Here is a 21,917-nt window from a genome sequence, read left to right as displayed (position 1 = left end):
TCTCGCCGACAGGGGACGCCATGTTCTTCAACGACTTCATCTGGTTCCTGCTCTGGAGCTTCTACTTCATCGCCTACCTCTACGTGGTGATCGTGATCATCACGGACCTGTTCCGTGACGACAAGCTCAACGGCTGGATGAAGGCGCTGTGGATCATCCTCCTGGTGTTCGTGCCTTTCCTCACTGCGCTGATCTACGTGATCGCCCGCGGGAAGGGCATGGCGGAGCGCGCCCAGGCCGCGCGCGGGGGAGTGGTGGCCGAAGCGGACGACTACCGTCCGGCCGCCTCCACCAGCCCCGCCGAGGACATCGCCAAGGCGAAGGAGCTCCTCGATGCCGGCATCATCACGCAGGGCGAGTTCGACGCCCTCAAGAGCAAGGCCCTGGGCAACCAGTACTTCGGCGCCTAGCGCCGGCGCAGCAGAAGAGCGGATGCCTCGGGGTCGAGGCATCCGCTCATCTGCTCTCGGGCCGGAGCGCGCGTCAGCTGATCTTGCGACGGTAGATCGCCATCGACGCGACGTAGGCGACGACGAGGATGCCCACGAGCCACGCCATCGCGACCCAGATCTCGCTGCCCACGGGCTCGCCGGCGAACAGTGCCCGCATCGAGTCGACGATCGACGTCACCGGTTGGTTCTCGGCGAACCACTGCACCGGGGCCGGCATGCTCTCGGTCGGCACGAAGGCCGAGCTGATGAACGGCAGGAAGATCAGCGGGTACGAGAACGCGCTCGCGCCGTCGACGGTCTTCGCGGTCAGTCCGGGGATCACCGCGAGCCACGTGAGCGCCAGGGTGAACAGCACGAGCATGCCCGCCACGCCGAGCCAGGCGCCGAGGCTCGCCCCGGTGCGGAAGCCCATGAGCAGCGCGACGCCGATGACGATCGCGAGCGAGACGACGATCGACACGAGCGACGTCAGCACGTGCGCCCACAGCACCCCCGACCGCGAGATCGGCAGCGACTGGAACCGCTCGAAGATGCCGCTCTTCATGTCGAGGAACAGCCGATAGGCGGTGTATGCGATGCCCGAGGCGATGGTGATGAGCAGGATGCCGGGCAGCATGTAGTCGATGTACGACCCGCGGTCGGCACCGGTGTCGATCGCGCCGCCGAAGACGTAGACGAACAGCAGCATCAGGGCGATCGGTGTGACCGCCGTGGTGATGATGGTGTCGGGGCTGCGCAGGATGTGGCGCAGCGACCGACCGGTGAGTACGGCGGTGTCGCCGATGGCGTGAGAGGTCATCGCCCTTCCTTCCGTGTCGTGGCGGTGCCGGTCCCGGCCTCGCCGGCTTCCGCGGCGCCGTCCTCGCCCGTCAGGGCGAAGAAGACGTCCTCGAGGCTCGGCTGCTTCTCGACGTACTCGACCTTCGCCGCGGGGAGCAGCTGCTTGAGCTCGCTCAGGGAGCCGTTGACGATGATCCGGCCCTTGTGGAGGATCGCGATCCGGTCCGCGAGCTGCTCGGCCTCTTCGAGGTACTGGGTGGTGAGCAGGACGGTCGTGCCGCCCCGCGCGAGCTCTCTGACGGCATCCCACACCTCCAGGCGGGCCGCCGGGTCGAGGCCCGTGGTGGGCTCGTCCAGGAAGATCACCGGCGGGTCGCCGATGAGGCTCATGGCGATGTCGAGCCGCCGGCGCATGCCGCCGGAGTAGGTCGCGACCTTGCGCGAACCCGCGTCGGTGAGCGAGAAGCGCGCGAGGAGGTCGTCGGCCACGGCCCCCGGATCGGGCAGGTGGCGCAGCTGCGCGATGAGCATCAGGTTCTCGCGCCCGCTGAGGACCTCGTCGACCGCCGCGAACTGCCCCGTGAGGCTGATCGTCTCCCGGACCTTCTGGGACTGCGCGACCACATCGAAGCCGGCGACCGCGGCCTTGCCGGCGTCGGCCTTCAGCAACGTCGACAGGATTCGCACGACGGTGGTCTTGCCTGCTCCGTTGGAGCCGAGAAGGGCGAAGATGCTGCCCTTCTTCACATCGAAGTCGACGCCTCGCAGCACGTGCAGGTCCTTGTACGACTTCTCCAGGCCGGCGACCTGGATGACGGTGGCGGCGGTCATCGGTTCTCTCCTCGCTCTGCGTCGTCGATCGCCTTGTTGAGGCGCTCGCGCTCCTTGTCGATCCACTGCCTGCCCGAATAGGCGGCGGTGAACTCCTGCGCGAACGCCGACGGGTCCTCGCCCACGATGTCGCGCACGGGGGTGTGGTCGGCGGCGGCGCGCTCCCACATGTCGGCGGAGTCGCTGAGCATCTGGATCATGGACTCGCCGTCGGTCATGCCGCCGACGGTCATGAAGTACCGCTCCACGGCCTTCGCCGCGGCACGGTAGGGCTCCGGCAGGGCCTCGATGCGCGCCTTGTACTGCTTGTACTGCTTCTTCTGCTCGAGCGAGCCGGTGACGACCTCGTACCACTTGGCGGCCATGATCAGACCTCTTCCTTCCTGTTGTTGTCTTCGTGCTGGCGGTGGAGCTGTTCGATGCGCTCTGCGAGGAAGCTCCACGTCCGCCAGAACTCCGTGAGCTGTTCGCGCCCCTGCGCGTTGAGGGAGTACACCTTGCGCGGCGGCCCCTTCTCGGACGGCACCTTCTCGACGTCGACGAGACCGCGCTGCTCGACCCGCACGAGCAGGGCGTAGACCGTGCCCTCGGCGATGTCGCTGAAGCCCTGGTCGCGCAGCCACGTGGTGATCTCGTATCCGTAGGCCGGGCGGCCCGAGAGGATCGCGAGCACGATGCCCTCCAGCGTGCCCTTGAGCATCTCGGTCTCCTGCTTGCCCATCACGCGCCTCCTCTGACTACTCAGTGTTGCTGACTACCAGTACAAAGTAACACTAGGTACCAGTACTTAGCAACACCGGATACCGAGAAGTCTCGGGTGGCGGAAACGCCGAAGAGCGGATGCCTCGAATCCGAGGCATCCGCTCTCCGCGACAGATGGGGTGCCGGTGGTGGGAGTCGAACCCACACGCCCTTGCGGGCAACCGAGTTTGAGTCGGTCGCGTCTGCCATTCCGCCACACCGGCCCGCGGGCATGCCGCGCGTCCGCGATTGACCATACCGTAGGATTCAATGGTGACTGAGCAGGAGCAGAACGCCGCCCCCACGGCCTCCACACCCCGTCGTGTCGTCGTCGCGGAGGATGAGTCGCTCATCCGCCTCGACATCGTCGAGATCCTCCGCGACAACGGGTTCGACGTCGTCGGCGAGGCAGGCGACGGCGAGACGGCCGTCCAGCTGGCGACCGAGCTGCGGCCGGACCTGGTGATCATGGACGTCAAGATGCCGCAGCTCGACGGCATCTCCGCCGCCGAGAAGCTCAGCAAGAACCACATCGCCCCCGTGGTGCTGCTGACGGCCTTCAGCCAGAAGGAACTGGTCGAGCGCGCCAGCGAGGCCGGCGCGCTGGCGTACGTGGTGAAGCCGTTCACGCCGAACGACCTGCTTCCCGCCATCGAGATCGCCCTCGCCCGCTACGAGCAGATCATCACGCTCGAGGCTGAGGTCGCCGACATGGTCGAGCGCTTCGAGACCCGCAAGCTCGTCGATCGCGCCAAGGGCCTCCTCAACGAGAAGATGGGCCTGAGCGAGCCCGAGGCCTTCCGGTGGATCCAGAAGGCGTCGATGGACCGCCGCCTCACGATGCAGGACGTCGCCAAGGCGATCATCGAGCAGCTCGCGCCGAAGAAGGGCTGACCGCGCACGCTTTGCAGGAGCGGATGCCTCGATCGGGGCATCCGCTCTTGGCGTGAGGATCAGCGCTGCGGCCGCTGCGTGATGTGGTTCGTGATGCGCACCGTCGAGCAGCGGCGCCCCTGCTCGTCCGTGACCACGATCTCGTGGACGGTGATGCCGCGCCCGAGGTGGACGGGCGTGCACACTCCCGTGACGACCCCGGACGTGGCCGAGCGCGTGTGCGTGGCGTTGATGTCCACGCCGACGGCCAGACGTCCGGGCCCGGCATAGAGGTTCGCCGCCATCGAGCCGAGGGACTCGCCCAGCACCACATACGCACCGCCGTGCAGGAGCCCGACGGGCTGCGTGTTGCCCTCGACGGGCATGGTCGCCACCGCGCGCTCCACCGAGAACTCGGTGAAGACGATCCCCATCTTCTCGGCCAGCGCGCCCATGCCGCGATTCGCCGCCCACGCGAGTCCGTCGACGGCGGAGGGGGAGTGCTCGGGCATGGCAGGACTCTCGGTTCGGGCGGCGGGAGGGGCGTTCCGCGCGGGAGGGACTGTCGCCGCCCCTGGCTAGGCTTGCAGGGTGACGGACACCGCAAAGCCTACCCTTCTCGTCGTCGACGGCCATTCGCTGGCGTACCGGGCCTTCTACGCCCTCCCGGTCGACAACTTCTCGACGAAGGACGGCCAGCACACCAACGGGATCTACGGATTCCTGGCGATGCTGATCAATCTCATCAAGGCGGAGAAGCCCACCCACCTCGCCGTCGCCTTCGACACGTCCCGGCAATCCTTCCGCACGCGGGAGTACAGCGAGTACAAGGCCAACCGCTCCGAGACGCCCAGCGAGTTCAAGGGCCAGATCCCGCTCCTGCAGGACTGCCTGGCGGCGATGAGCATCCGCACGCTCTCGCAGGAGGACATCGAAGCCGACGACATCCTGGCGACTCTCGCCACCCAGGGTGCGGCGCAGGGCTTCCAGGTCCTCGTCTGCTCCGGCGACCGCGACACCATCCAGTTGGTGAACGACGACATCACGCTGCTCTACCCGAACGTGCAGGGCGTCTCGCAGCTCAAGCGCTACGACCGGGAGGCCGTCATCGAGCGCTACGGCGTGCCGCCCGAGCAGTATCCCGACATCGCCGCCCTCGTCGGCGAGACCAGCGACAACCTCCCCGGCGTTCCGAAGGTGGGCGAGAAGACCGCGGTGAAGTGGCTGACCCAGTTCGGCTCGCTCGACGCCCTGCTCGACGGCGCGGATTCCATCAAGGGCGTCGTCGGCGGCAACCTGCGCGAGCACCTCGACGACGTGCGCCGCAACCGGCGCCTCAATCGCCTGCTGACAGACGTCGAGCTGCCGTTCGGTCCCGACGACCTCGAGGTGCAGCCGATGGACGCCCAGGCGGTGCGCGACATCTTCTCCCGGCTCGAGTTCAAGACGCTCATCCCGCGCGTCGCCGAGCTGGCCGGCATCGAGCAGCAGATGGCCGCGGTCACGTCGGCAGCGGCCGAGCTCGCCCCCGTCGCACAGGAGCTCTCGCCGACGGACTTCGCCGCCTGGCTCGCGGCCACCACGAGCGAGGTCGGCGTGACGGTCGTCGTCGAGGGCGGGCAGCCGGCGCGCATCGGGGCGGCGACCAGCGATGCCGCCGCCGAAGCGGCATGGACGCCCGAGCTGCAGGAGGCGTTGACCCCCTGGCTGACGTCCGACGAGCCGAAGGTCCTCGCCGACGCCAAGCCGCAGGTCAAGGCGCTCCGCCGCGCCGGACTGCGGCTGGGCGGGCTCGTCTTCGACGTCATCCTCGGCGGTTGGCTGCAGCGGCCCAGCCTCCCCGACAAGAACCTCGCCGACCTCGTCGACCGCTACCTCGACGAGCGACTGCCCGAGTCCGATCCCGCACAGCTCGTACCCGAGACGGAGGGCGCGACCACCGGGCAGCTGTCGTGGTACACGCTGCGCGTGGCCCGCGCCCTGCAGTCCGAGATGCCCCCGAGCGTCACGAAGGTGCTCACCGACATCGAGCTTCCGACCCTGCACACGCTCGCCGACATGGAGCTCGCAGGCGTCGCGGTCTCGCACGAGCGCCTCTCGGCCTTCTCCGGAGAGCTCGGCGCGCGCGCCGACGCCTTGGCCGCGCAGGCGTATGCGGCGATCGGCCGCGAGGTGAACCTCGGCTCGCCGAAGCAGCTGCAGGAGGTGCTCTTCGAAGAGCTGCAGCTGCCGAAGACCCGCAAGACGAAGACCGGATACTCCACGGACGCCGCGGTCCTCGCCGACCTGCAGGAGACCAATCCGCACCCGTTCCTGGACCTGCTGCTCCAGCACCGCGAGGCGACGAAGCTGCGCCAGATCATCGAGTCGCTCGACACGGCGATCGGCGCAGACCGCTCGGCGGGCGCCGACGGACGCATCCACACCACGTACGTGCAGACCGGCAGCCAGACCGGCCGGCTGTCGAGCACCGACCCCAACCTGCAGAACATCCCGATCCGCACCGAAGAGAGCAGGCGCATCCGCTCCGCCTTCACGGTGGGCGAGGGATACGAGACGCTGCTGACCGCCGACTACTCGCAGATCGAGATGCGCATCATGGCGCACCTGTCGGAGGACCCCGGTCTGATCGAGGCCTTCAACTCGGGGGAGGACACCCACCGCTTCGTGGGCTCCCGGGTGTTCGGCGTCGCGCCCGAGGACGTCACCCCCGCCATGCGCACCAAGGTCAAGGCGATGTCGTACGGTCTCGTCTACGGCCTGTCCGCCTTCGGGCTCTCCAAGCAGCTGCGCATCGAACAGGCCGAGGCGAAGCAGCTGATGATGGAGTACTTCGCCCGTTTCGGCGCGGTGCGCGACTACCTGCGCTCGTCGGTCGAGCAGGCCCGGATCGACGGGTACACCGAGACGATCTTCGGCCGCCGTCGCCCGTTCCCCGATCTCGCCAGCCCCAACCGCGTGCTGCGCGAGAACGCCGAACGGGCGGCGCTCAACGCGCCCATCCAGGGCAGCGCCGCCGACATCATGAAGATCGCGCTGTTCCACATCCACGACGACTTCGCCGCCGAGGGTCTCACCTCACGGGTACTGCTCCAGATCCACGACGAGCTCGTGATCGAGGTGGCGCCGGGGGAGTGGGAGGCGGCGGAGCGCATCGTCCGCTCGCGCATGGGCGACGCCGCGCAGCTCTCGGTGCCGCTCGACGTGCAGATCGGCCGCGGAGACGACTGGAACGCCGCCGGCCACTGAGCCTGCGCCGGGCGCGGGGAAGAGACTCGAAGTCCCGTTTGGCGGCACCACGTCTCGTCCCTAGGCTCGGAGCCATGACTGACGAAACCCGCACACCCACGCAGATCGACAAGATCGCAGATGCGTGGGTCGACACCCTCGCCGAGCTCGAACCGACGCTCGCGACGTACATCGGCCGCTCGGAGTACAACGACCGGTTCGGCGACTACAGCCCGCAGGGGCACGAGCGCCTGGTCGAAGAGGGCCGCAAGACCCTGACCGCGCTGCAGGCCGCCACACCGGCCGATGATGTGGACGCCGTCACCCAGGACGACCTCGCGCGCGAGATCCAGCTCGGACTGGACCTCCACGACGCGAAGTGGCACCTGCGCGACCTCAACGTCATCGCATCGCACGCGCAGAACATCCGCTCGGCGTTCGACCTCATGCCCACGGCGACGGCCGACGACTGGTCCGTCGTCGCCACGCGCCTCGGCGCGGTGCCCGGCGCCATCGACGGCTACGTCGCATCGCTGCGCGAGGGCATCGCCCAGGGCGTCGTGCCGGCCCGCCGCCAGGTGGTGGAGGTCGCGACGCAGATCGCCCGCTACACCGCCGACGGCGGCTTCTTCGCCACATTCGCGGCCGAAGCGGCCCCGGCGGAGGGCCAGCTGCCCGCGTCGCTCGCGCGCGAGGTCGCCGACAACGCCAACGCCGCCCGCGTCGCCTACGACGAGCTCGCGTCGTTCCTCACCGCCGAGCTGGCGCCCGCGGCGACGGAGAAGGACGCCGTCGGCCGCGAGCTGTACGCGCTGCACTCCCGCCGGTTCCTGGGAGCGACCGTCGATCTCGACGAGACGTACGAGTGGGGCATCGAGGAGCTGGCCCGCATGGTCGCGGAGCAGGAGTCGATCGCGAACGAGATCAAGCCCGGGGCATCCGTCGAGGAGGCGGTGGCCTTCCTCGAGCAGGACGCCAGCCGCAAGCTCCACGGCACCGATGCGCTCCAGAAGTGGATGCAGGAGACCAGCGACCGCGCCGTCGCCGAGCTGGGCAGGACCCACTTCGACATCCCCGATCCGATCCGCACGCTGGAGTGCATGATCGCGCCGACGAAGGAAGGCGGGATCTACTACACCGGCCCGACCGACGACTTCTCGCGGCCCGGCCGTATGTGGTGGTCGGTGCCGGAGGGCGTGGAGGAGTTCGACACCTGGCGCGAGCTCACGACGGTCTATCACGAGGGCGTCCCCGGTCACCACCTGCAGATCGCCCAAGCGGTCTACAACCGCGCGCAGCTCAACACGTATCGCCGGCTCCTGGCGGGGACGTCGGGCCACGCCGAGGGATGGGCGCTGTACGCCGAGCGCCTCATGGAGCAGCTGGGCTACCTCTCCGACCCGGCGGACCGGCTGGGCATGCTCGACGGCCAGCGCATGCGCGCCGCGCGCGTGGTGCTCGACATCGGCGTGCACCTCGAGAAGCAGCGCCCCGACGAGCAGGGACCGTGGGACGCGGACTTCGCGCTGGACTTCATGCTGCGCAACGTCAACATGCCCGAGGAGTTCGTGAAGTTCGAGGTCAACCGCTACCTCGGCTGGCCCGGCCAGGCGCCGTCCTACAAGGTCGGCCAGCGCATCTGGGAGCAGCTGCGCGACGACGTGGCCGAGCGCGAGGGCGACGCGTTCTCGATCAAGCAGTTCCACAAGCGGGCGCTCGACATCGGAGGCGTCGGACTCGACACGCTTCGCGCCGCGCTGTCCCGCTGACGTGCGACGAGGCTCAGCGATCGTCCTCAGCGCCGGTCGCTGAGCCTCCTCCGTCGCCGGCGAGCAGGGCGACGACCTCGGCGTCGGTCGTCTGGCCGAAGTCGTCGTAGTACTGACCCACGGCCCAGAAGTCCGCCTCGCGGTGCGGGCACACGAACTCGTCGACGGCATCCGCGGGCGCCCGCCACCGGTGCGGCGCGACGGGCACCGCGAGGACCACGCGCGCCGCGCCGCGCGCCCTGACCGCCCGGCAGGCGGCGACCGCGCTCGCGCCCGTCGCCACGCCGTCGTCCACGACGAGCGCCGTGCGGCCGGTCAGATCGACCGGACGCGAGCCGTAGGCATCCGTCCGCCGTTGCAGCTCCTCGCGTTCGGCCTCCTCGACGCGCTCGACGTCGCCCTCGGACATCCCCGCCCATCGGACCGCCCCGGGGGTGACGATCCTGACGCCCTCGGCGATGGCCCCGACGGCGAACTCCTCATGGCCGGCCGCCCCGAGCTTGCGCACCACGACGGCGTCGAGGGGGAGGCCGAGCTCCTGTGCCACGGCGGCGGCGACCACGACACCGCCGCGGGCGATGCCGAGCACGACGGCATCCGTTCCCCGCCACCGGCTGAGCGCGCCCGCCAGCTCCCGCCCGGCTGCCCGTCGATCCGCGAAGAGGGCCATGCCCCACACGCTACGCCCATGCGGTCTGCACGTCTCGGGAATGCCGCGCCGACCGGCAAGGTTCATGCAATCGCATAGAAGGAGACGCAATGACCTCTGTCGACCCCGCCACCATCGAGCTCGGACTGGACACGTTCGGCGACGTGACCCGCGATGCGTCGGGCGAGCTGCTCAGCGACGCGCAGACCATCCGCAACGTCGTGGAGCAGGCCGTGCTCGCCGACCGCGTCGGACTGTCGTTCTTCGGGGTGGGGGAGCACCACCGCCGGGAGTTCGCCATCTCGAGCCCCGAGATCGTCCTGGCGGCAGCCGCCGCGCGCACGGAGCGGATCCACCTCGGCACCGCCGTCACCGTGCTCTCCAGCGACGACCCCGTGCGGGTCTTCGAGCGCTTCGCCACGCTCGATGCCGTCTCCCACGGCCGCGCCGAGGTGATCCTCGGCCGCGGGTCGTTCATCGAGTCGTTCCCGCTGTTCGGGTTCGACCTGCGCGACTACGAGGCCCTCTTCGACGAGAAGCTCGACCTCTTCTCGCAGCTGCTGACGGAGAAGCCGGTCACCTGGAGCGGCACGATGCGCGCTCCACTGGAGGGCGCCGACGTGTTCCCGAAGACCGAGAACGGGCTCCGGGCGTGGGTGGGCGTCGGCGGCACGCCCGAGTCGGCGGTCCGCGCCGCGCGGTACGGCTACGGGCTCATGCTTGCGATCATCGGCGGCCCCGCCGCCCGCTTCCGGCCGTTCGCCGACCTGTACCGCCGGTCGCTCGAGACGTTCGATCAGCCGCAGCTGCCCGTGGGCGTGCACTCGCCCGGCCACATCGCCGAGACCGACCAGCAGGCCTGGGACGAGGCCTACGAGGGCTTCGAGGCGATGAACAACTCGATCGGACGGGAGCGCGGCTGGCCCACGTACAACCGGCTCCGCTTCCAGCACGATGTCGGGCCCGACGGCGCACTGTACGTCGGTTCGCCCGAGACGGTGGCCCGCAAGATCGCCGACACGGTGCGAACGCTCGGCGCGTCGCGGTTCGACATGAAGTTCTCCACCGGCACGCTGTCGCACGAGAAGATGATGCGCTCGATCGAGCTCTTCGGCACCGAGGTGGCCCCGCTCGTGCGCGACATGCTGTCGTGAGCCCCGCCGGGTGCGCGGCATCCGTAGCATGACGCTATGACGGATGCCGGAACCCGTATGTCGTCGACGCTCTCGCAGCGTCTCGACCGCCTGCCGTTCACCCGCGCGCACCTGCGCGTGCTCACCGGCTCGGGGGTCGGCTGGGCACTGGACGCGATGGACGTCGGTCTCATCTCGTTCGTGATCGCGGCCCTCGCCGCGCAGTGGAGCCTCCAGCCGAGCGAGACCGCGTGGATCGCGTCGATCGGGTTCGTGGGCATGGCCATCGGCGCGAGCGTCGGCGGCCTGCTGGCCGACCGCTTCGGCCGGCGGCAGGTGTTCGCCCTGACCCTGCTCGTCTACGGCGTGGCGACCGGCGCGAGCGCCCTCGTCGGCGGGCTGGCGGCACTGCTCGTGCTGAGGTTCCTCGTCGGCCTCGGCCTCGGCGCCGAGCTCCCGGTGGCCAGCACCTACGTGAGCGAGTTCGCTCCCGCGCGCATCCGCGGGCGCCTGATCGTCATCCTGGAGGCGTTCTGGGCCGTCGGGTGGACGCTCGCCGCGCTGATCGGCTACTTCGTGATCCCGTCCTCCGAGAACGGCTGGCGCTGGGCGTTCGCACTGGGCGCCATCCCGGCCGTCTACGCGCTCGTCGTGCGCTGGGGGCTGCCGGAATCGGCGCGGTGGCTGGAGCGGCGCGGGAGGTTCACGCAGGCGGAGTCGGTCGTGCGCACCTTCGAGGAGGCGGCGGGCGTCACGGCGGCTCCGGCCGCCGGCAGGCCTGTCGCGTCACCGGCGAAGGCGACCTCCCTCGGGGAGCGGCTCGGTGCGCTGTGGTCGGCCGAGTTCCGCGTGCGCACGGCGTGCCTGTGGCTGGTGTGGTTCTGCGTCAACTTCTCGTACTACGGCGCGTTCATCTGGATCCCGTCGATCCTCGTCGCGCAGGGATACGACCTGGTGCGCTCGTTCGGCTTCACGCTCATCATCACGCTGGCGCAGCTGCCCGGCTACGCCGTCGCGGCCTGGCTGATCGAGGTCTGGGGCCGGCGGGCGACGCTCTCGGTGTTTCTCATCGGCTCCGCAGCATCGGCGGTCTTCTTCGGCACGGCCGGATCGCCGGGCGTGATCATCGCGGCCGGCATGGCGCTGTCGTTCTTCAATCTCGGGGCGTGGGGCGCGCTCTACGCGGTGAGCCCGGAGATGTACCCCACGTCGCTGCGCGCCACCGGCACGGGCTGGGCGGCCGGCGCCGGCCGCATCGCGTCCATCGTCGCGCCGCTCGTCGTGCCGCCGCTGCTGATGGCGGGCGGGGCGCCGACGCTGTTCGTGGTGTTCGCGGTGTTCTTCGCCGTCGCGGCCGCCGCGGCGTGGGGCCTCGTCGACCGGCGGGGGGCGGCGCTCGACGACCGGTGACCGGTGGCGGTCGTAGGCTGGGGTCGTGGCATCCGTTCGATACGTCGCCATCGGCGACTCCTTCACCGAGGGCGTGGGCGACGAGCTTCCCGACGGACGCGTGCGCGGCTGGGCGGACCTCGTGGCGCAGGGGTGGGCGGATGCCGCCGGCGAGGCGATCGACTACGCCAATCTGGCCATCCGGGGCAAGCTCGTGTGGCCGATCGTCGAGGAGCAGCTCGAACCCGCTCTGGCTCTCAAGCCGACGCACCTGTCGTTCAACGGGGGCGGCAACGACATGCTGCGCCCGCGCACGAGCGTGGCGCGGGTCGTGGAGGCGTTCGACACCGTCCTGCGTCGCTGCGACGAGGAGGGCGTGCAGCTCATCGTCCTGTCGGGCGCGAACCCGACGCGCCAGCTGCCGCTGCGACGCGTCATCCAGCGCCGGGGGGACCTGCTCTCGCACGCGGTCGAGGCCCGGCTGTCGGCTCGCGCCGACATCGTCCGCGCCTACAACTGGTTCGACGAGGAGCTCGCGAGCCCGCCGTACTGGTCGGAGGACCGCCTCCACATGAACTCGCGCGGCCATCACCGCGTCGCGGCACGCGTGCTCGACGCCCTCGGACTCGAGGTGCCCGCCTCATGGTGGTCGCTCGATCCGCTGCCGGGCGCCGGCGCGCGCGGAGCGGCCTATTACCGTGACCACGTCGGGCCCTGGGTGCGGCGCCGGCTCACCGGAACCTCGTCGGGCGACGGCCGGACCGCCAAATTCGCTCAGTGGACCGCGTTCGCCCCCTCAACCGCCTGACGCGGCCCGGCCCCCGACCGGGCCGACTGCAGCCCTCAGCCCGGTTCGCCCTTCAGCCGGTAGGTGAGCTCGGCGAAGGCGCCGGCCTGGCGCGCGGAGATCAGCTCGAGCCGATCGGCGCCGAGGCGGCGGGGGAGGAGCGGCTTGCCCGATGGGAGCGTGGCCGGCGCGACGGACACGCGGATCTCGTCGAGGAGCCCGGCATCGGCGAACTGCCCTGCGAGGTCGCCCCCTCCCACGACCCACACATCGCGGTCGCCGGCGGCGTCGCGGATCTGCGGCCAGGCGTCACGCACGTCTCCGGCCGCGAAGCGGACGTCTGCCCCCGGGACCACCGGCAGCTCCCGCGTGGTGAAGACCCACGTGGGCCGCTCGCCGTAGTACGCCGGCCATTTCTCCGGATGCGCGACGAGGTCCTCGTGCTCGAGCACCCACCGGTAGGTCGACGACCCCTGCACGAGTACGCCGATGCCCGCGAGGAACCGCTGGAAGTCGGCGTCGCCGCCCTCGCCGCCCGGGGCGGCGAACAGCCACTCGAGCGAGTCGTCGTCGTCGGCCAGAAATCCGTTGAGGGTGGTCGCAGTGTAGAAGATGACGCGAGGCATGTCGTGACGGTATCGCGGGGGTACGACACCGGGTCTTGACGGTTGTTCAACCGATCGGTATTGTACCTATCGGTTGAACAAAGGAGGAGTCCCGTGGCCGACACCCTGAGCCGCACGTTCGCGGCTCTCGCCGACCCCACGCGTCGTGCCATCCTGGCGCGGCTCGCCGACGGGGAGGCGACGGTGGGCGAGCTCGCAGAGCCGTTCGACATGACGTTCGCCGCGATCTCGAAGCACCTCCGGGTGCTCGAGGGGGCGGGCCTGGTCACGCGGGGCCGTAACGCCCAGTACCGGCCCGCGCGGCTCGATGCACGACCCCTGGCCGCGGCATCCGACTGGATCGGCGGTTACGCGCGGTTCTGGGAGGACAGTCTGGGCGCACTCGACCACTACCTCAACGCCCTGCAGCAGCTGGGCGCCGCAGACGGCAGGGCCGTCGCATCCACCGAGAAGGAGAACGACCATGACTGAGTACTTCACCCTGACCCGCACCCTGCAGGCGCCGCGCGACCTCGTCTTCGAGGCCCTCACCAGGCCCGAGCACTTCGCCGTGTGGTTCGGCACCGCGGCGGTGGAGGTCCCGCAGGAGACGCTGACCATGGACGTGCGACCGGGTGGGGCCTTCCGCGCCGTCATGCATCTGCCGGACGGTGGTCTCATCCATTGGGCGGGCGAGTACCGGGTGGTCGAGCCGCCGTCGCACCTGGCCATGACGCTCACCGATCAGCCCGGCGACGACGCAGGCCTGCCCGTGCTGTTCGACCTGGAGGAGAGCGACGGCGCCACGGTCCTCACGATCCGCCAGGACCGGTCGGACTTCACCGACGAGCAGGTCGCGGCGACGATCGCCGGCTACAACGCGTTCGTCGACGACATCGAGCGCGTGCTGGAGCGCCTGCAGACCGCGTGACCACGCCGCGGTGTCGATCCGGATGCCGCGTCAGCGGCGCGGCCCGCCGGGCCGGCGTGGCCGGCGGGGCGGATCGAGGCCGAGCCGGATGCGGGTGCGCTTGCGCTCGATCACGATGAACACGGCTCCGAGCAGCCACAGCGGCACCTGCATCAGGAACGCGATGCGGAAGGCGTCCAAGCTGTAGGTGTCGGGCGTTCCGGCACCCTGGAGGTCGAGGGCGAGACCGATGAGGAGGATGGCGATCAATGCCGCGAGGAACCCGCCGGCGTTCGTCACACCTGTCGCGGTGCTGAGCCGGTGCGACGGGTTGTGGGTGCGGGCGTGGTCGAACGCGATCATCGAGGCGGGACCGCCGGTCGCGAGCGCGACGGCGAGCACCAGGAGCAGCCACAGCGGCGCCGGTCCGGGGTGGGCGATGACCGCGAGCCACGCGAGCGCCTGGACGGCGACCGTGGGCAGCACGAGGGCCTGCGACCGCAAATGCGGGACGCGGCGGGACAGTTCGCCCATCACCGGCCCGAGCAGCATGCCGACCACGACGTAGAGCGACATGACCGAGGCCGCCTGGGCGGTGGTGAGGCCCTCGCCGGCGGTGAGGAAGGGCATTCCCCACAGCAGGACGAAAGCCGTCCCGGCGAACGGGGTGGTGAAGTGGGACCAGAACGCCAGCCGCGTGCCGGGGTGCGCCCACGCCGCGCGGATCCCGACGCCGGTGTCGACGGCGGAGGTCACGACCCGGATCGCTCCGGTGTCGGTGTCCACCGACACGTCGTCGTTGCGGTCGGGCGGATGGTTGCGGATGAGCAGGAACACCAGCACCGCGAACAGGATGCCGAGCCCGGCGATGCTGCCGAACGTGATGGTCCAGCTCGTCGCGTGGAGGAGGGCCGCCAGCGGCACCAGCGACACGAGCTGCCCGGACTGGCCGACGATACCGGTGAACTGCACCATGAGCGGTCCCCGCTGAGCGGGGAACCAGGTGGCGATGAGACGCAGCACTCCTGGGAAGATGGCCGCATCGCCGGCTCCCAGCAGCATCCGCGCGAGGATCGCGACGCCGACGCTGGGGGAGAGGGCCATGGTGAGCTGCCCCACCGCCATCAGGATCATGCCGACCGTCATGATGGGCCGAGCGCCGTATCGGTCCAGAAGCACCCCGATGGGGATCTGCATCCCGCCGTACACCGCCAGCTGGACGACCGCGAACATCGACAGCGTCGCCGCGTCGGCATCGAACCGGGCGGCCGCATCGACGCCGACGGCGCTGAGGGAGGACCGGTTCGTGATCGCGAGCACATAGGCGGCCACCCCGACGGTCCAGATCACCCACGCGCGCAGCCCGGGCCCCGCCGCGGGAGGACGCGAGAGGCTGGGCACGATTCCACAGTAGCCGCCGGCATCCGCGGCTCTTTGAGTGCTCACGCGTCGTTTGTCAAGACCCTCCTCGCGCGGTGGCGACTGCGTCACGGTTGTCGAGGGACAACTCGTCCCACAGCAGGGGAGGGCCCATCGCCGCGCCCCGGAAAGGACACCTCGCATGAGTATCGGAGCTGGCATCGCCCTCTTCGCCATCGGAGCGATCCTCGCGTTCGCGGTGAACGTGGAGGTCGAGTGGGTGAACCTCGACATGATCGGCTACATCCTGATGGCCGCAGGAGCCGTCATCTTCATCATCGGCCTCGTCCTGATGGCGCGCCGCCGCCGCTCGGACACCGTGACGCGCACCGCGGTGGACCCCGTCGCGAACGAGCGCGTGACGCGCCAGAGCACGGCTTCCACCGACGACGCCGCCGGACTCTGACCAACACACCTGACCGCGGGCGCTACGGCGCGCCCGCGGTCAGTGCTCTCCGCCCTCCGCGGGGACGACCTCTCGTTGTGCCCGGGGGCCCGCGACGCTCGAGAACGGCTATCCGCCCGGGGTGCCGACGGCTGTGATGGTGTCGGGAAGGGTATCGCCGCTGTCCGGAACGACCCGCCGGAACTCGTCGTCCTGCCGGATGTAGAGACCTGCGACTGCTCCGGTGACGAAGTACTGACCGCCGGCCTCTCCGGGCAGCATCGTCGGAGTCAGGAACAGCAAGTACTCCTCGCCCAGGCCGAGCACCGGCGGAAGATCCTGTCGAACCTCGACGGTGTCGCCCACCGCGGCGGGCTCCGGGCGGTCAACGAGAGCGGCGCCCAGCTGTGGGTTCGTGGGCGCGTTGGTGACCTCGACGGAGGAGATGGTCGCATCGCCTTCCGTCGTCTGCGTCGACACTGTGCCCACGACGATCGACGAACTGTCAGCCGCGAGCGATTCGACGCTGTCGTACAGCGTGTGCCGGCTGCCCGAGCTCGTCTGGGAGCAACCGGCCAGAAGGCCGGCCACGACGATGCCGACCGCGAACACCCCGGCCGTCGTCAACCGCGGTCGCGTACCAGGCAATGCCACTCCTCGGTTCAGCTAAGGGTTGATCTGCAGAATTTCGCGGCGTTGAACGTGACCGCGGCGAGACTCATAACGACGAACGTAATGGGACGAGGTGTTCCAAAGCCAGCGGGTCGCAGGACTGAGGAGCGGCTGGAGCGTCGGCGTCCGACGCGGGGGAGGGACCGGCTTTCGGTCGGGTTCATCCGGTGCAATGGTGGCCGCATGGAAACCATCGAGTGGTGGGCGAAGGTGGACTCCGACGCCAAGGCGTGGCTCATTGCCCATAACGGCGAAGCGGTATCGTCCGAAGTGCTGAACAAGATAGCGGCGGCAGGCGGCGCGGTCACCTCGAGCGCATGGTGGGTCGGCGAGTCAGGACCTGACGGCTTCTTTCTCTCGGATGAAGCCGTCGACTGGATCGAAGCAGCAGCGAACGACGAGTCCGGCTGAATCCCGCGCGGCGGAGGACCGGCGCGCGAACGCACGAGAGCGAGCTTCGAGAACGGGCAGCGATTGCACGCTGGCGGATTGCGTGGGCGTCGACGCGATGACCGTCAGCATGTCGGCGACGCTGTGGCGGAACCCGGTGAACAAGTCCGACCCGGTGAACCTCGCGGACCTCGACGAGGCCACGCGCCGTGCGCTCGACGAGGTGCCGCCCTGGCCACGCTTCCGCCCGGACATATGGCTGAACGCGCGAGCCCCGCTGATGAATGGCAGATTTCCGCCCACAGTTACGACCTGTAATGCCCGTGCCGACTCACGTGGCTTTGCTGCAGGGAACGTTGGCCATCAGCGTTGCGCGCGGAATATCTCACCGGTCGTGTGGAATGTGTGCAGCAGCGAGATTGCTTCACCAGGTGTGGACAACGACGTCAGCACCGCTCTGCACCGAAGTCAGCTCATCGACTTGACGACGACCGGTCGCCGTAGCGGGCTACCGCGCCGCATCGAGATCTTCCTGCACGACGAGGACGGCGTGCTGTTCATCACCGGGATGCCGCGTCGAGACCGCACAAGGGACTGGATACACAACATCACCGCAGACCCCAACGTCATCGTGCATCTGAAGACAGACATCGAGGCCGACGTTCCTGCCACGGCGCGGGTGATCACCGATCCCCGCGAAGCACGGCCGCTCATCGAGGCCGCCGCACGCCGATGGCGCAGAGACGATGTCGACGAGATGATCGCGCACAGTCCGCTCATCGTGCTGACTCCGGCTACCGCGCCCGCCGTCTGACCGCATCCCGAGGCACCGGCCGCGGCCACGGCGCGAAGGGGAGATGCGGCGATCACCGTGACGCTCGAAACTGCCGGAGCCGAGATGGCCAGTGACATCGCCGTCACGCCTGACAGCGACATGGACGCACTCCGCGACCATCGCCGACGCACCGACGAGTGGGCTCGTCCGGCACCAACCAAAGCAGGTCGAGGGGAGAGGCCAATTCGAACCAGACGCGAAGAGGTCGATCTTCGATCTGACATAATGTGCATTATCGGCGCTCAGCCGACCAGCGAGCCGGCCTCAGACGAGCCACTCGCCATCCCGCATCAGCAGGCGGCCTGCGAGCTCATTCGACTCGCGCCAGGCCTGGATGCGGACAGGACGCAGCACGAGGAAGACGTAGGCGGCCAGTCCGCGCGGATCCCAGTCGGCCTGCGCGGCGTACGCCGCGCCGATGCGCGCGTCGTCGTCGACGCCGAGCGACCGCTCGAGCGCGACGTCGATGATCGCGACGTCACGCGTCGGCCCCACGGCGAGCCGTGCGACGTTCGACGCGGCGAGGTTCCGCGCCGTCACGGATGCGCCCTCGAGGGCGATGACGGCGCGCTCGTCGATCCACGCGAGCGACAGCGGCACCAGATACGGCGTCGCGTCCGCGGACGCCGTGGCCACCCAGACGTCGGCGGCCGGAGCGGTCAGCGCGGCGAGCAGGTCGGCCTTGCGCGCGGCACGGTCGCGGGGCTGCGGCATCCATCGCTCCTTCGTCTCGGCGGGTGCCAGTCTGACAGACCGTGACGAGCGATTCGGAGCGACAGAACGTTGTCCCTAAGCTCGGAGCGTGCTGGAATCGCTCACCGGGTTCGTCGTGGTGGGCGTCGCGATCCTCGTCGGGTGGATCCTTGGACGCATCGACCTCCTCGGCGAGCACGCCCGGCCGGTGCTGGCGCGCCTGACGTTCTTCGTGCTGTCGCCCTTCCTGCTGTTCGTCGTGCTCGCCCAGGCGGACGTGCGAACGCTGTTCTCGGCGCTGCTGCCGGTGTCCGCGATCGCCGCGGTCGCCGTGATCCTGGTGTACGCCGTGGTCGCCCGCCTCGCCTGGCGGCGCTCGGTCGGCGAGACGGTCATCGGCGCCCTGAGCGCCGGCCAGGTGAACTCCAACAACATCGGCATCCCGCTGTCGCTGTACCTGCTGGGCAGCGCCGCGTATCCCGCCCCCGTGATCCTCATGCAGCTGCTGGTGTTCACGCCCATCACGATGGCGATCCTGGATGCCGTCACCACCGCCCGCGCCTCGCTCTGGCGGGCCGTCGCCCGCGTGGTCACCAACCCCATCGTCGTGGGATCGGTGCTCGGCACGCTCGTGTCGGTGCTGGGGGTCGACCTACCGCCGATCGTCATGGAGCCGGCGGTGCTCATCGCGAACGCCTGCGTCCCGATCCTCCTGATCGCGTACGGCATCTCGCTGCACGGCCAGCGTGTCCTCGGTCCGTCCGGACGCCGCCAGGACATCGTGCTGGCGACCGTGCTCAAGCTCGTGGCGATGCCGATCGTCGCGTGGGCCGTGGCGGAGTTCGTGTTCGGCCTCAGTGCCCACGACGTGCTCGTGGTGACGGTGCTGGCCGCTCTCCCGACCGCGCAGAACGTGTTCAACTACTCGCAGCGATACGACGTCGGCGAGACCATCTCGCGCGACACGGTGTTCCTCACCACGATCGGGTGCGTCCCCGTCCTGATCCTGGTGACGCTGCTGCTCGGGTGAACGGTCGCCGGCTACGCCCGCACGAGTTCGCGCAGCGCACCGATCACGACTCTGGCGCCGTGCTCGTCGCGCAGCACCGTGATGAGGGTGTGCGTGCATCCGCGGCACCGCACGATCGCGGCCGTCTCGTCGAGCTCCACGATCGCCTCGGCCATCGGCGCGGCCGCGCCGCACCCTCCGCAGACACCGATGAGCGCGGTGACGTCGGCCCCGAACACGTCCCACAGCATCCCCGCGGCGGCGTTGCCGTCCACGGTGCTCGTGGCGATATCCGCCCGCATCATGCACCTCCGAAGCGCTCGGTCCTGATCCGCGCCGGCGGATGGCCCAGCTCGACCAGCGCGTCGGCGACGTGCTCGACGAAACCCGTCGGACCGCAGACGTACACGATCGGCTCCCGTCCAGGGTCCCACGTCGACTCGCGCAGCGCATCGAGGTCGACCCGTCCCACCGCCGCGCCCCACCCGGGCGGCGCGGAGCGGGTGTAGCGCCAGGCGACCGCCACTCCCCCGTCCGTCGCGCCGCGCTCCAGCTCATCGCGATATATCGCGTCCTCGGCACGGCGCACGGAGTACAGCAGGCGAACGGATGCCACGGCTCCGGCATCCGTCGCCGCCCTCGCGATCGCCATCAGCGGCACGATGCCCGAGCCGCCGGCGATCAGCTGCACGAGCCCCTCTCCCCCGGGCCGCCAGACGAAATAGCCGCCCAGCGGTCCCTTCACCTCGAGCTCGTCGCCAGGGAGCACATCGCGCACCAGATAGGGCGACACCTCGCCGTCGGGGATCTCGTCGACCGCCAGCTCGATGGTGTCCGAGGCGCCGTACGACCCCAGCGAGTACGAGCGCTCGGCCTGATAGCCGTCCTCGGCGGTCAGGCGGACGTCGACGTGCTGGCCGGCCACGCTCCCCGGCCAGCCGGGCACCGCGAGCCGGAGGATCCGCGCCGAGCGTGTCACCGGAACGGCGTCGACGACCCGGGCCGGACGCCAGTCCCCGACCGTCACCAATACCGCTCCTCGGTCCAGGGGTCGCCGTGCATGTTGTAGCCGTTCTGCTCCCAGAAGCCGGGCGCGTCGTCGTCCATGAGCGTCAGCCCGCGCACCCACTTCGCGCTCTTCCAGAAGTACAGATGGGGCACCAGCAGACGCGCCGGACCCCCATGCTCCGGATCGAGCGGCTCACCCTCGAACTCGAACGCGACCCACGCCCGGCCGTCGCGCAGCTCGTCGAGCGGGATGTTCGTGGTGTACCCGCCATACGAGTGCGCCATCGCGTAGCCGGCGTCCGTGTCGACGCCCTCGAGCAGCGTGTCGAGCGAGACGCCCCGCCACGAGGTGCCGAGCTTGGACCAGCGGGTGACGCAGTGGATGTCGGTGTGCACATCCTCGATCGGGAGGGCCAGGAACTCCTCCCACGTCCAGGACACCACGCCGCCGGCCTCGTCGCGGATGCCGAAGCGCCACTCCCCCGTGTCGACGCGCGGTGTCGGCCCGGCCGACAGCACCGGGAAGTCCTCCGTCAGATACTGCCCCGGCGGAAGGCGCGGATCGCTCCCGCGACGGCGTGCGCCGAAGCCCCTCGAGATGACGGCCATTCCAGCTCCCTCCGACGGCTCGCCCGGCGCATCGCCATCGCGGGGCGACGCACGCTCACGGTAGCGCGGAGAGCTGCCGCGGGGCGAGCACTGTCACGACACACGAACGATGTTGCGCCGGAGTTCGACATGAGGTCTAAGCTTTAGCCGCACCACGTACAGGAAACTTTCAGAAAGGCCGCACATGTCCACTGCATCCGAGGCCGAGAAGTCGGCCGTCAACGGGATCCGCACGGCGCTCGGGATCGGCGGTGTCCTCGCCGTCATCGTCGGCATCCTGGTCCTGGTCTGGCCGGGCAAGACCGCCGCCGTCGTCACCGCGATCATCGCGATCTACGCGATCGCCGCCGGCCTCGTCTACGCCGGTCTGGGGATCTTCTCCAAGACCAAGGGCGGTTGGGCGCGCGTCGGGCACATCGTGCTCGGCATCCTGTTCATCATCGCGGGCATCGTCGCGCTGCTGAACCTCGGACAGGCCACCGCCTGGCTCGCCCTGTTCCTCGGCATCCTCGTCGGCATCATGTGGATCGTCGAGGGCATCGTCGCACTGTCCACCCTCGGCGACGCCGCATCCAAGGTGTGGTCGGTCATCTTCGCCATCCTGAGCATCATCGCGGGCATCATCCTGCTCTTCTCGCCCATCTGGGGCGCCGCCGTGCTGTGGTGGCTGCTCGGGATCGCGCTGATCGTGCTCGGCATCATCAACATCGTCCGCGCCTTCACCTTCAAGGGCGACCTCTGATCAGGCAC

General features: G+C 69.6%; 27 protein-coding genes and 1 tRNA gene. 14 read left to right on the top strand and 14 right to left on the bottom strand.

The annotated features are described in order from the left end of the window. Positions 1-20 precede the first annotated feature (20 nt). Positions 21-410 (top strand): SHOCT domain-containing protein, encoded by a 390-nt coding sequence (locus tag ACWGUG_RS07765; protein ID WP_336397954.1) that lies wholly within the window; start codon positions 21-23, stop codon positions 408-410. A 73-nt stretch (positions 411-483) separates the two neighbouring features. Here ACWGUG_RS07765 and ACWGUG_RS07760 read toward each other — a convergent pair whose 3' ends face one another. From ACWGUG_RS07760 to ACWGUG_RS07740, 5 genes are all read right to left on the bottom strand, one after another. Further along, the gene (locus tag ACWGUG_RS07760; RefSeq protein ID WP_336397953.1) at positions 484-1,251 is read right to left on the bottom strand and encodes an ABC transporter permease; all 768 of its coding nucleotides are present in this window, start codon (positions 1,249-1,251) and stop codon (positions 484-486) included. Beyond that, positions 1,248-2,063 carry an ABC transporter ATP-binding protein gene (locus ACWGUG_RS07755; RefSeq protein ID WP_452324357.1) on the bottom strand — a complete coding sequence of 272 codons (816 nt, stop codon included), beginning with the start codon at positions 2,061-2,063 and terminating at the stop codon, positions 1,248-1,250. Before ACWGUG_RS07755 ends, ACWGUG_RS07760 begins: the two co-directional genes overlap by 4 nt. Beyond that, the gene (locus ACWGUG_RS07750) at positions 2,060-2,428 is read right to left on the bottom strand and encodes a DUF1048 domain-containing protein (protein ID WP_452324356.1); all 369 of its coding nucleotides are present in this window, start codon (positions 2,426-2,428) and stop codon (positions 2,060-2,062) included. The genes ACWGUG_RS07755 and ACWGUG_RS07750 overlap by 4 nt, the downstream gene beginning before the upstream one ends. A 2-nt stretch (positions 2,429-2,430) precedes the next feature. Then, positions 2,431-2,784, bottom strand: a complete 354-nt coding sequence (locus tag ACWGUG_RS07745) for a PadR family transcriptional regulator (protein ID WP_336397950.1) — start codon at positions 2,782-2,784, stop codon at positions 2,431-2,433. A 161-nt stretch (positions 2,785-2,945) separates the two neighbouring features. Beyond that, positions 2,946-3,028, bottom strand: a tRNA-Leu gene (locus tag ACWGUG_RS07740). 46 nt (positions 3,029-3,074) lie between these two features. On the opposite strand from ACWGUG_RS07740, the gene ACWGUG_RS07735 reads away from it, so the two are divergent. Then, positions 3,075-3,698 carry an ANTAR domain-containing response regulator gene (locus ACWGUG_RS07735; RefSeq protein WP_336397949.1) on the top strand — a complete coding sequence of 208 codons (624 nt, stop codon included), beginning with the start codon at positions 3,075-3,077 and terminating at the stop codon, positions 3,696-3,698. Positions 3,699-3,757: 59 nt separating this feature from the next. Here ACWGUG_RS07735 and ACWGUG_RS07730 read toward each other — a convergent pair whose 3' ends face one another. After that, positions 3,758-4,189: a hotdog fold thioesterase gene (locus ACWGUG_RS07730; protein WP_452324355.1), complete on the bottom strand. Its 432-nt coding sequence runs from the start codon at positions 4,187-4,189 to the stop codon at positions 3,758-3,760. 79 nt (positions 4,190-4,268) lie between these two features. Between ACWGUG_RS07730 and polA the strand changes: the two genes are divergently transcribed. Together polA and ACWGUG_RS07720 are read left to right on the top strand one after the other, a co-directional pair. Continuing rightward, positions 4,269-6,926: a DNA polymerase I gene (gene polA / locus ACWGUG_RS07725; RefSeq protein WP_452324354.1), complete on the top strand. Its 2,658-nt coding sequence runs from the start codon at positions 4,269-4,271 to the stop codon at positions 6,924-6,926. Between the two features lie 74 nt (positions 6,927-7,000). Next, on the top strand, positions 7,001-8,674 hold the full coding sequence (locus ACWGUG_RS07720) for a DUF885 domain-containing protein (RefSeq protein ID WP_452324353.1): 1,674 nt from the start codon (positions 7,001-7,003) through the stop codon (positions 8,672-8,674). A gap of 13 nt (positions 8,675-8,687) precedes the next feature. Here ACWGUG_RS07720 and ACWGUG_RS07715 read toward each other — a convergent pair whose 3' ends face one another. Further along, the gene (locus ACWGUG_RS07715; protein WP_378880744.1) at positions 8,688-9,344 is read right to left on the bottom strand and encodes a phosphoribosyltransferase; all 657 of its coding nucleotides are present in this window, start codon (positions 9,342-9,344) and stop codon (positions 8,688-8,690) included. Positions 9,345-9,433: 89 nt separating this feature from the next. Here ACWGUG_RS07715 and ACWGUG_RS07710 point away from each other — a divergent pair, with 89 nt between their 5' ends. From ACWGUG_RS07710 to ACWGUG_RS07700, 3 genes are read left to right on the top strand one after another with little or no spacing between them, the layout of a single operon-like run. Further along, positions 9,434-10,477, top strand: coding sequence for an LLM class flavin-dependent oxidoreductase (locus ACWGUG_RS07710; RefSeq protein WP_452324352.1), 1,044 nt, complete (start codon positions 9,434-9,436; stop codon positions 10,475-10,477). 36 nt (positions 10,478-10,513) lie between these two features. Beyond that, positions 10,514-11,866 (top strand): MFS transporter, encoded by a 1,353-nt coding sequence (locus tag ACWGUG_RS07705; RefSeq protein ID WP_336397943.1) that lies wholly within the window; start codon positions 10,514-10,516, stop codon positions 11,864-11,866. Positions 11,867-11,891: 25 nt separating this feature from the next. Next, positions 11,892-12,653, top strand: coding sequence for an SGNH/GDSL hydrolase family protein (locus ACWGUG_RS07700; protein WP_452324351.1), 762 nt, complete (start codon positions 11,892-11,894; stop codon positions 12,651-12,653). A gap of 35 nt (positions 12,654-12,688) precedes the next feature. Here ACWGUG_RS07700 and ACWGUG_RS07695 read toward each other — a convergent pair whose 3' ends face one another. Further along, a complete protein-coding gene (locus ACWGUG_RS07695) occupies positions 12,689-13,258 on the bottom strand; it encodes a dihydrofolate reductase family protein (protein ID WP_452324350.1) in 570 nt (189 codons plus the stop codon). Between the two features lie 93 nt (positions 13,259-13,351). Between ACWGUG_RS07695 and ACWGUG_RS07690 the strand changes: the two genes are divergently transcribed. Together ACWGUG_RS07690 and ACWGUG_RS07685 are read left to right on the top strand one after the other, a co-directional pair. Further along, positions 13,352-13,729, top strand: coding sequence for an ArsR/SmtB family transcription factor (locus ACWGUG_RS07690; protein ID WP_336397940.1), 378 nt, complete (start codon positions 13,352-13,354; stop codon positions 13,727-13,729). Continuing rightward, positions 13,722-14,168, top strand: a complete 447-nt coding sequence (locus ACWGUG_RS07685; RefSeq protein ID WP_452324349.1) for an SRPBCC family protein — start codon at positions 13,722-13,724, stop codon at positions 14,166-14,168. The genes ACWGUG_RS07690 and ACWGUG_RS07685 overlap by 8 nt, the downstream gene beginning before the upstream one ends. Positions 14,169-14,198: 30 nt before the next feature. Here the strand turns inward: ACWGUG_RS07685 and ACWGUG_RS07680 are convergent, their stop codons facing one another. Continuing rightward, complete coding sequence (locus tag ACWGUG_RS07680) at positions 14,199-15,497, bottom strand: MFS transporter (protein WP_452324531.1); 1,299 nt, start codon at positions 15,495-15,497, stop codon at positions 14,199-14,201. A gap of 211 nt (positions 15,498-15,708) precedes the next feature. On the opposite strand from ACWGUG_RS07680, the gene ACWGUG_RS07675 reads away from it, so the two are divergent. Beyond that, positions 15,709-15,972 (top strand): DUF6458 family protein, encoded by a 264-nt coding sequence (locus ACWGUG_RS07675; protein WP_336397938.1) that lies wholly within the window; start codon positions 15,709-15,711, stop codon positions 15,970-15,972. 108 nt (positions 15,973-16,080) lie between these two features. On the opposite strand, the gene ACWGUG_RS07670 is transcribed toward ACWGUG_RS07675, so the two are convergent. Next, a complete protein-coding gene (locus ACWGUG_RS07670; RefSeq protein ID WP_452324348.1) occupies positions 16,081-16,599 on the bottom strand; it encodes a hypothetical protein in 519 nt (172 codons plus the stop codon). A gap of 207 nt (positions 16,600-16,806) precedes the next feature. On the opposite strand from ACWGUG_RS07670, the gene ACWGUG_RS07665 reads away from it, so the two are divergent. Next, a complete protein-coding gene (locus tag ACWGUG_RS07665; RefSeq protein ID WP_336397936.1) occupies positions 16,807-17,034 on the top strand; it encodes a hypothetical protein in 228 nt (75 codons plus the stop codon). An 82-nt stretch (positions 17,035-17,116) separates the two neighbouring features. Continuing rightward, positions 17,117-17,827, top strand: coding sequence for a nitroreductase family deazaflavin-dependent oxidoreductase (locus ACWGUG_RS07660; protein WP_452324347.1), 711 nt, complete (start codon positions 17,117-17,119; stop codon positions 17,825-17,827). A 285-nt stretch (positions 17,828-18,112) separates the two neighbouring features. Here the strand turns inward: ACWGUG_RS07660 and ACWGUG_RS07655 are convergent, their stop codons facing one another. Further along, complete coding sequence (locus ACWGUG_RS07655; RefSeq protein ID WP_336397932.1) at positions 18,113-18,562, bottom strand: pyridoxamine 5'-phosphate oxidase family protein; 450 nt, start codon at positions 18,560-18,562, stop codon at positions 18,113-18,115. Between the two features lie 88 nt (positions 18,563-18,650). Between ACWGUG_RS07655 and ACWGUG_RS07650 the strand changes: the two genes are divergently transcribed. After that, the gene (locus ACWGUG_RS07650; protein ID WP_336397931.1) at positions 18,651-19,571 is read left to right on the top strand and encodes an AEC family transporter; all 921 of its coding nucleotides are present in this window, start codon (positions 18,651-18,653) and stop codon (positions 19,569-19,571) included. 11 nt (positions 19,572-19,582) lie between these two features. On the opposite strand, the gene ACWGUG_RS07645 is transcribed toward ACWGUG_RS07650, so the two are convergent. From ACWGUG_RS07645 to ACWGUG_RS07635, 3 genes are read right to left on the bottom strand one after another with little or no spacing between them, the layout of a single operon-like run. After that, the gene (locus ACWGUG_RS07645) at positions 19,583-19,855 is read right to left on the bottom strand and encodes a DUF6510 family protein (protein ID WP_336397930.1); all 273 of its coding nucleotides are present in this window, start codon (positions 19,853-19,855) and stop codon (positions 19,583-19,585) included. Then, positions 19,852-20,577 (bottom strand): ferredoxin reductase, encoded by a 726-nt coding sequence (locus ACWGUG_RS07640; RefSeq protein WP_452324346.1) that lies wholly within the window; start codon positions 20,575-20,577, stop codon positions 19,852-19,854. Before ACWGUG_RS07640 ends, ACWGUG_RS07645 begins: the two co-directional genes overlap by 4 nt. Next, positions 20,574-21,167 (bottom strand): sulfite oxidase-like oxidoreductase, encoded by a 594-nt coding sequence (locus ACWGUG_RS07635; protein ID WP_452324345.1) that lies wholly within the window; start codon positions 21,165-21,167, stop codon positions 20,574-20,576. The genes ACWGUG_RS07640 and ACWGUG_RS07635 overlap by 4 nt, the downstream gene beginning before the upstream one ends. Before the next feature lie 184 nt (positions 21,168-21,351). On the opposite strand from ACWGUG_RS07635, the gene ACWGUG_RS07630 reads away from it, so the two are divergent. Continuing rightward, a complete protein-coding gene (locus ACWGUG_RS07630; protein WP_336397928.1) occupies positions 21,352-21,909 on the top strand; it encodes an HdeD family acid-resistance protein in 558 nt (185 codons plus the stop codon). Positions 21,910-21,917: the final 8 nt, after the last annotated feature.

Source organism: Microbacterium sp. NPDC055455 (assembly GCF_053619935.1).
Note: the sequence above shows the minus strand (reverse complement) of the source record. Positions and strands in the feature narration are given on the sequence as shown.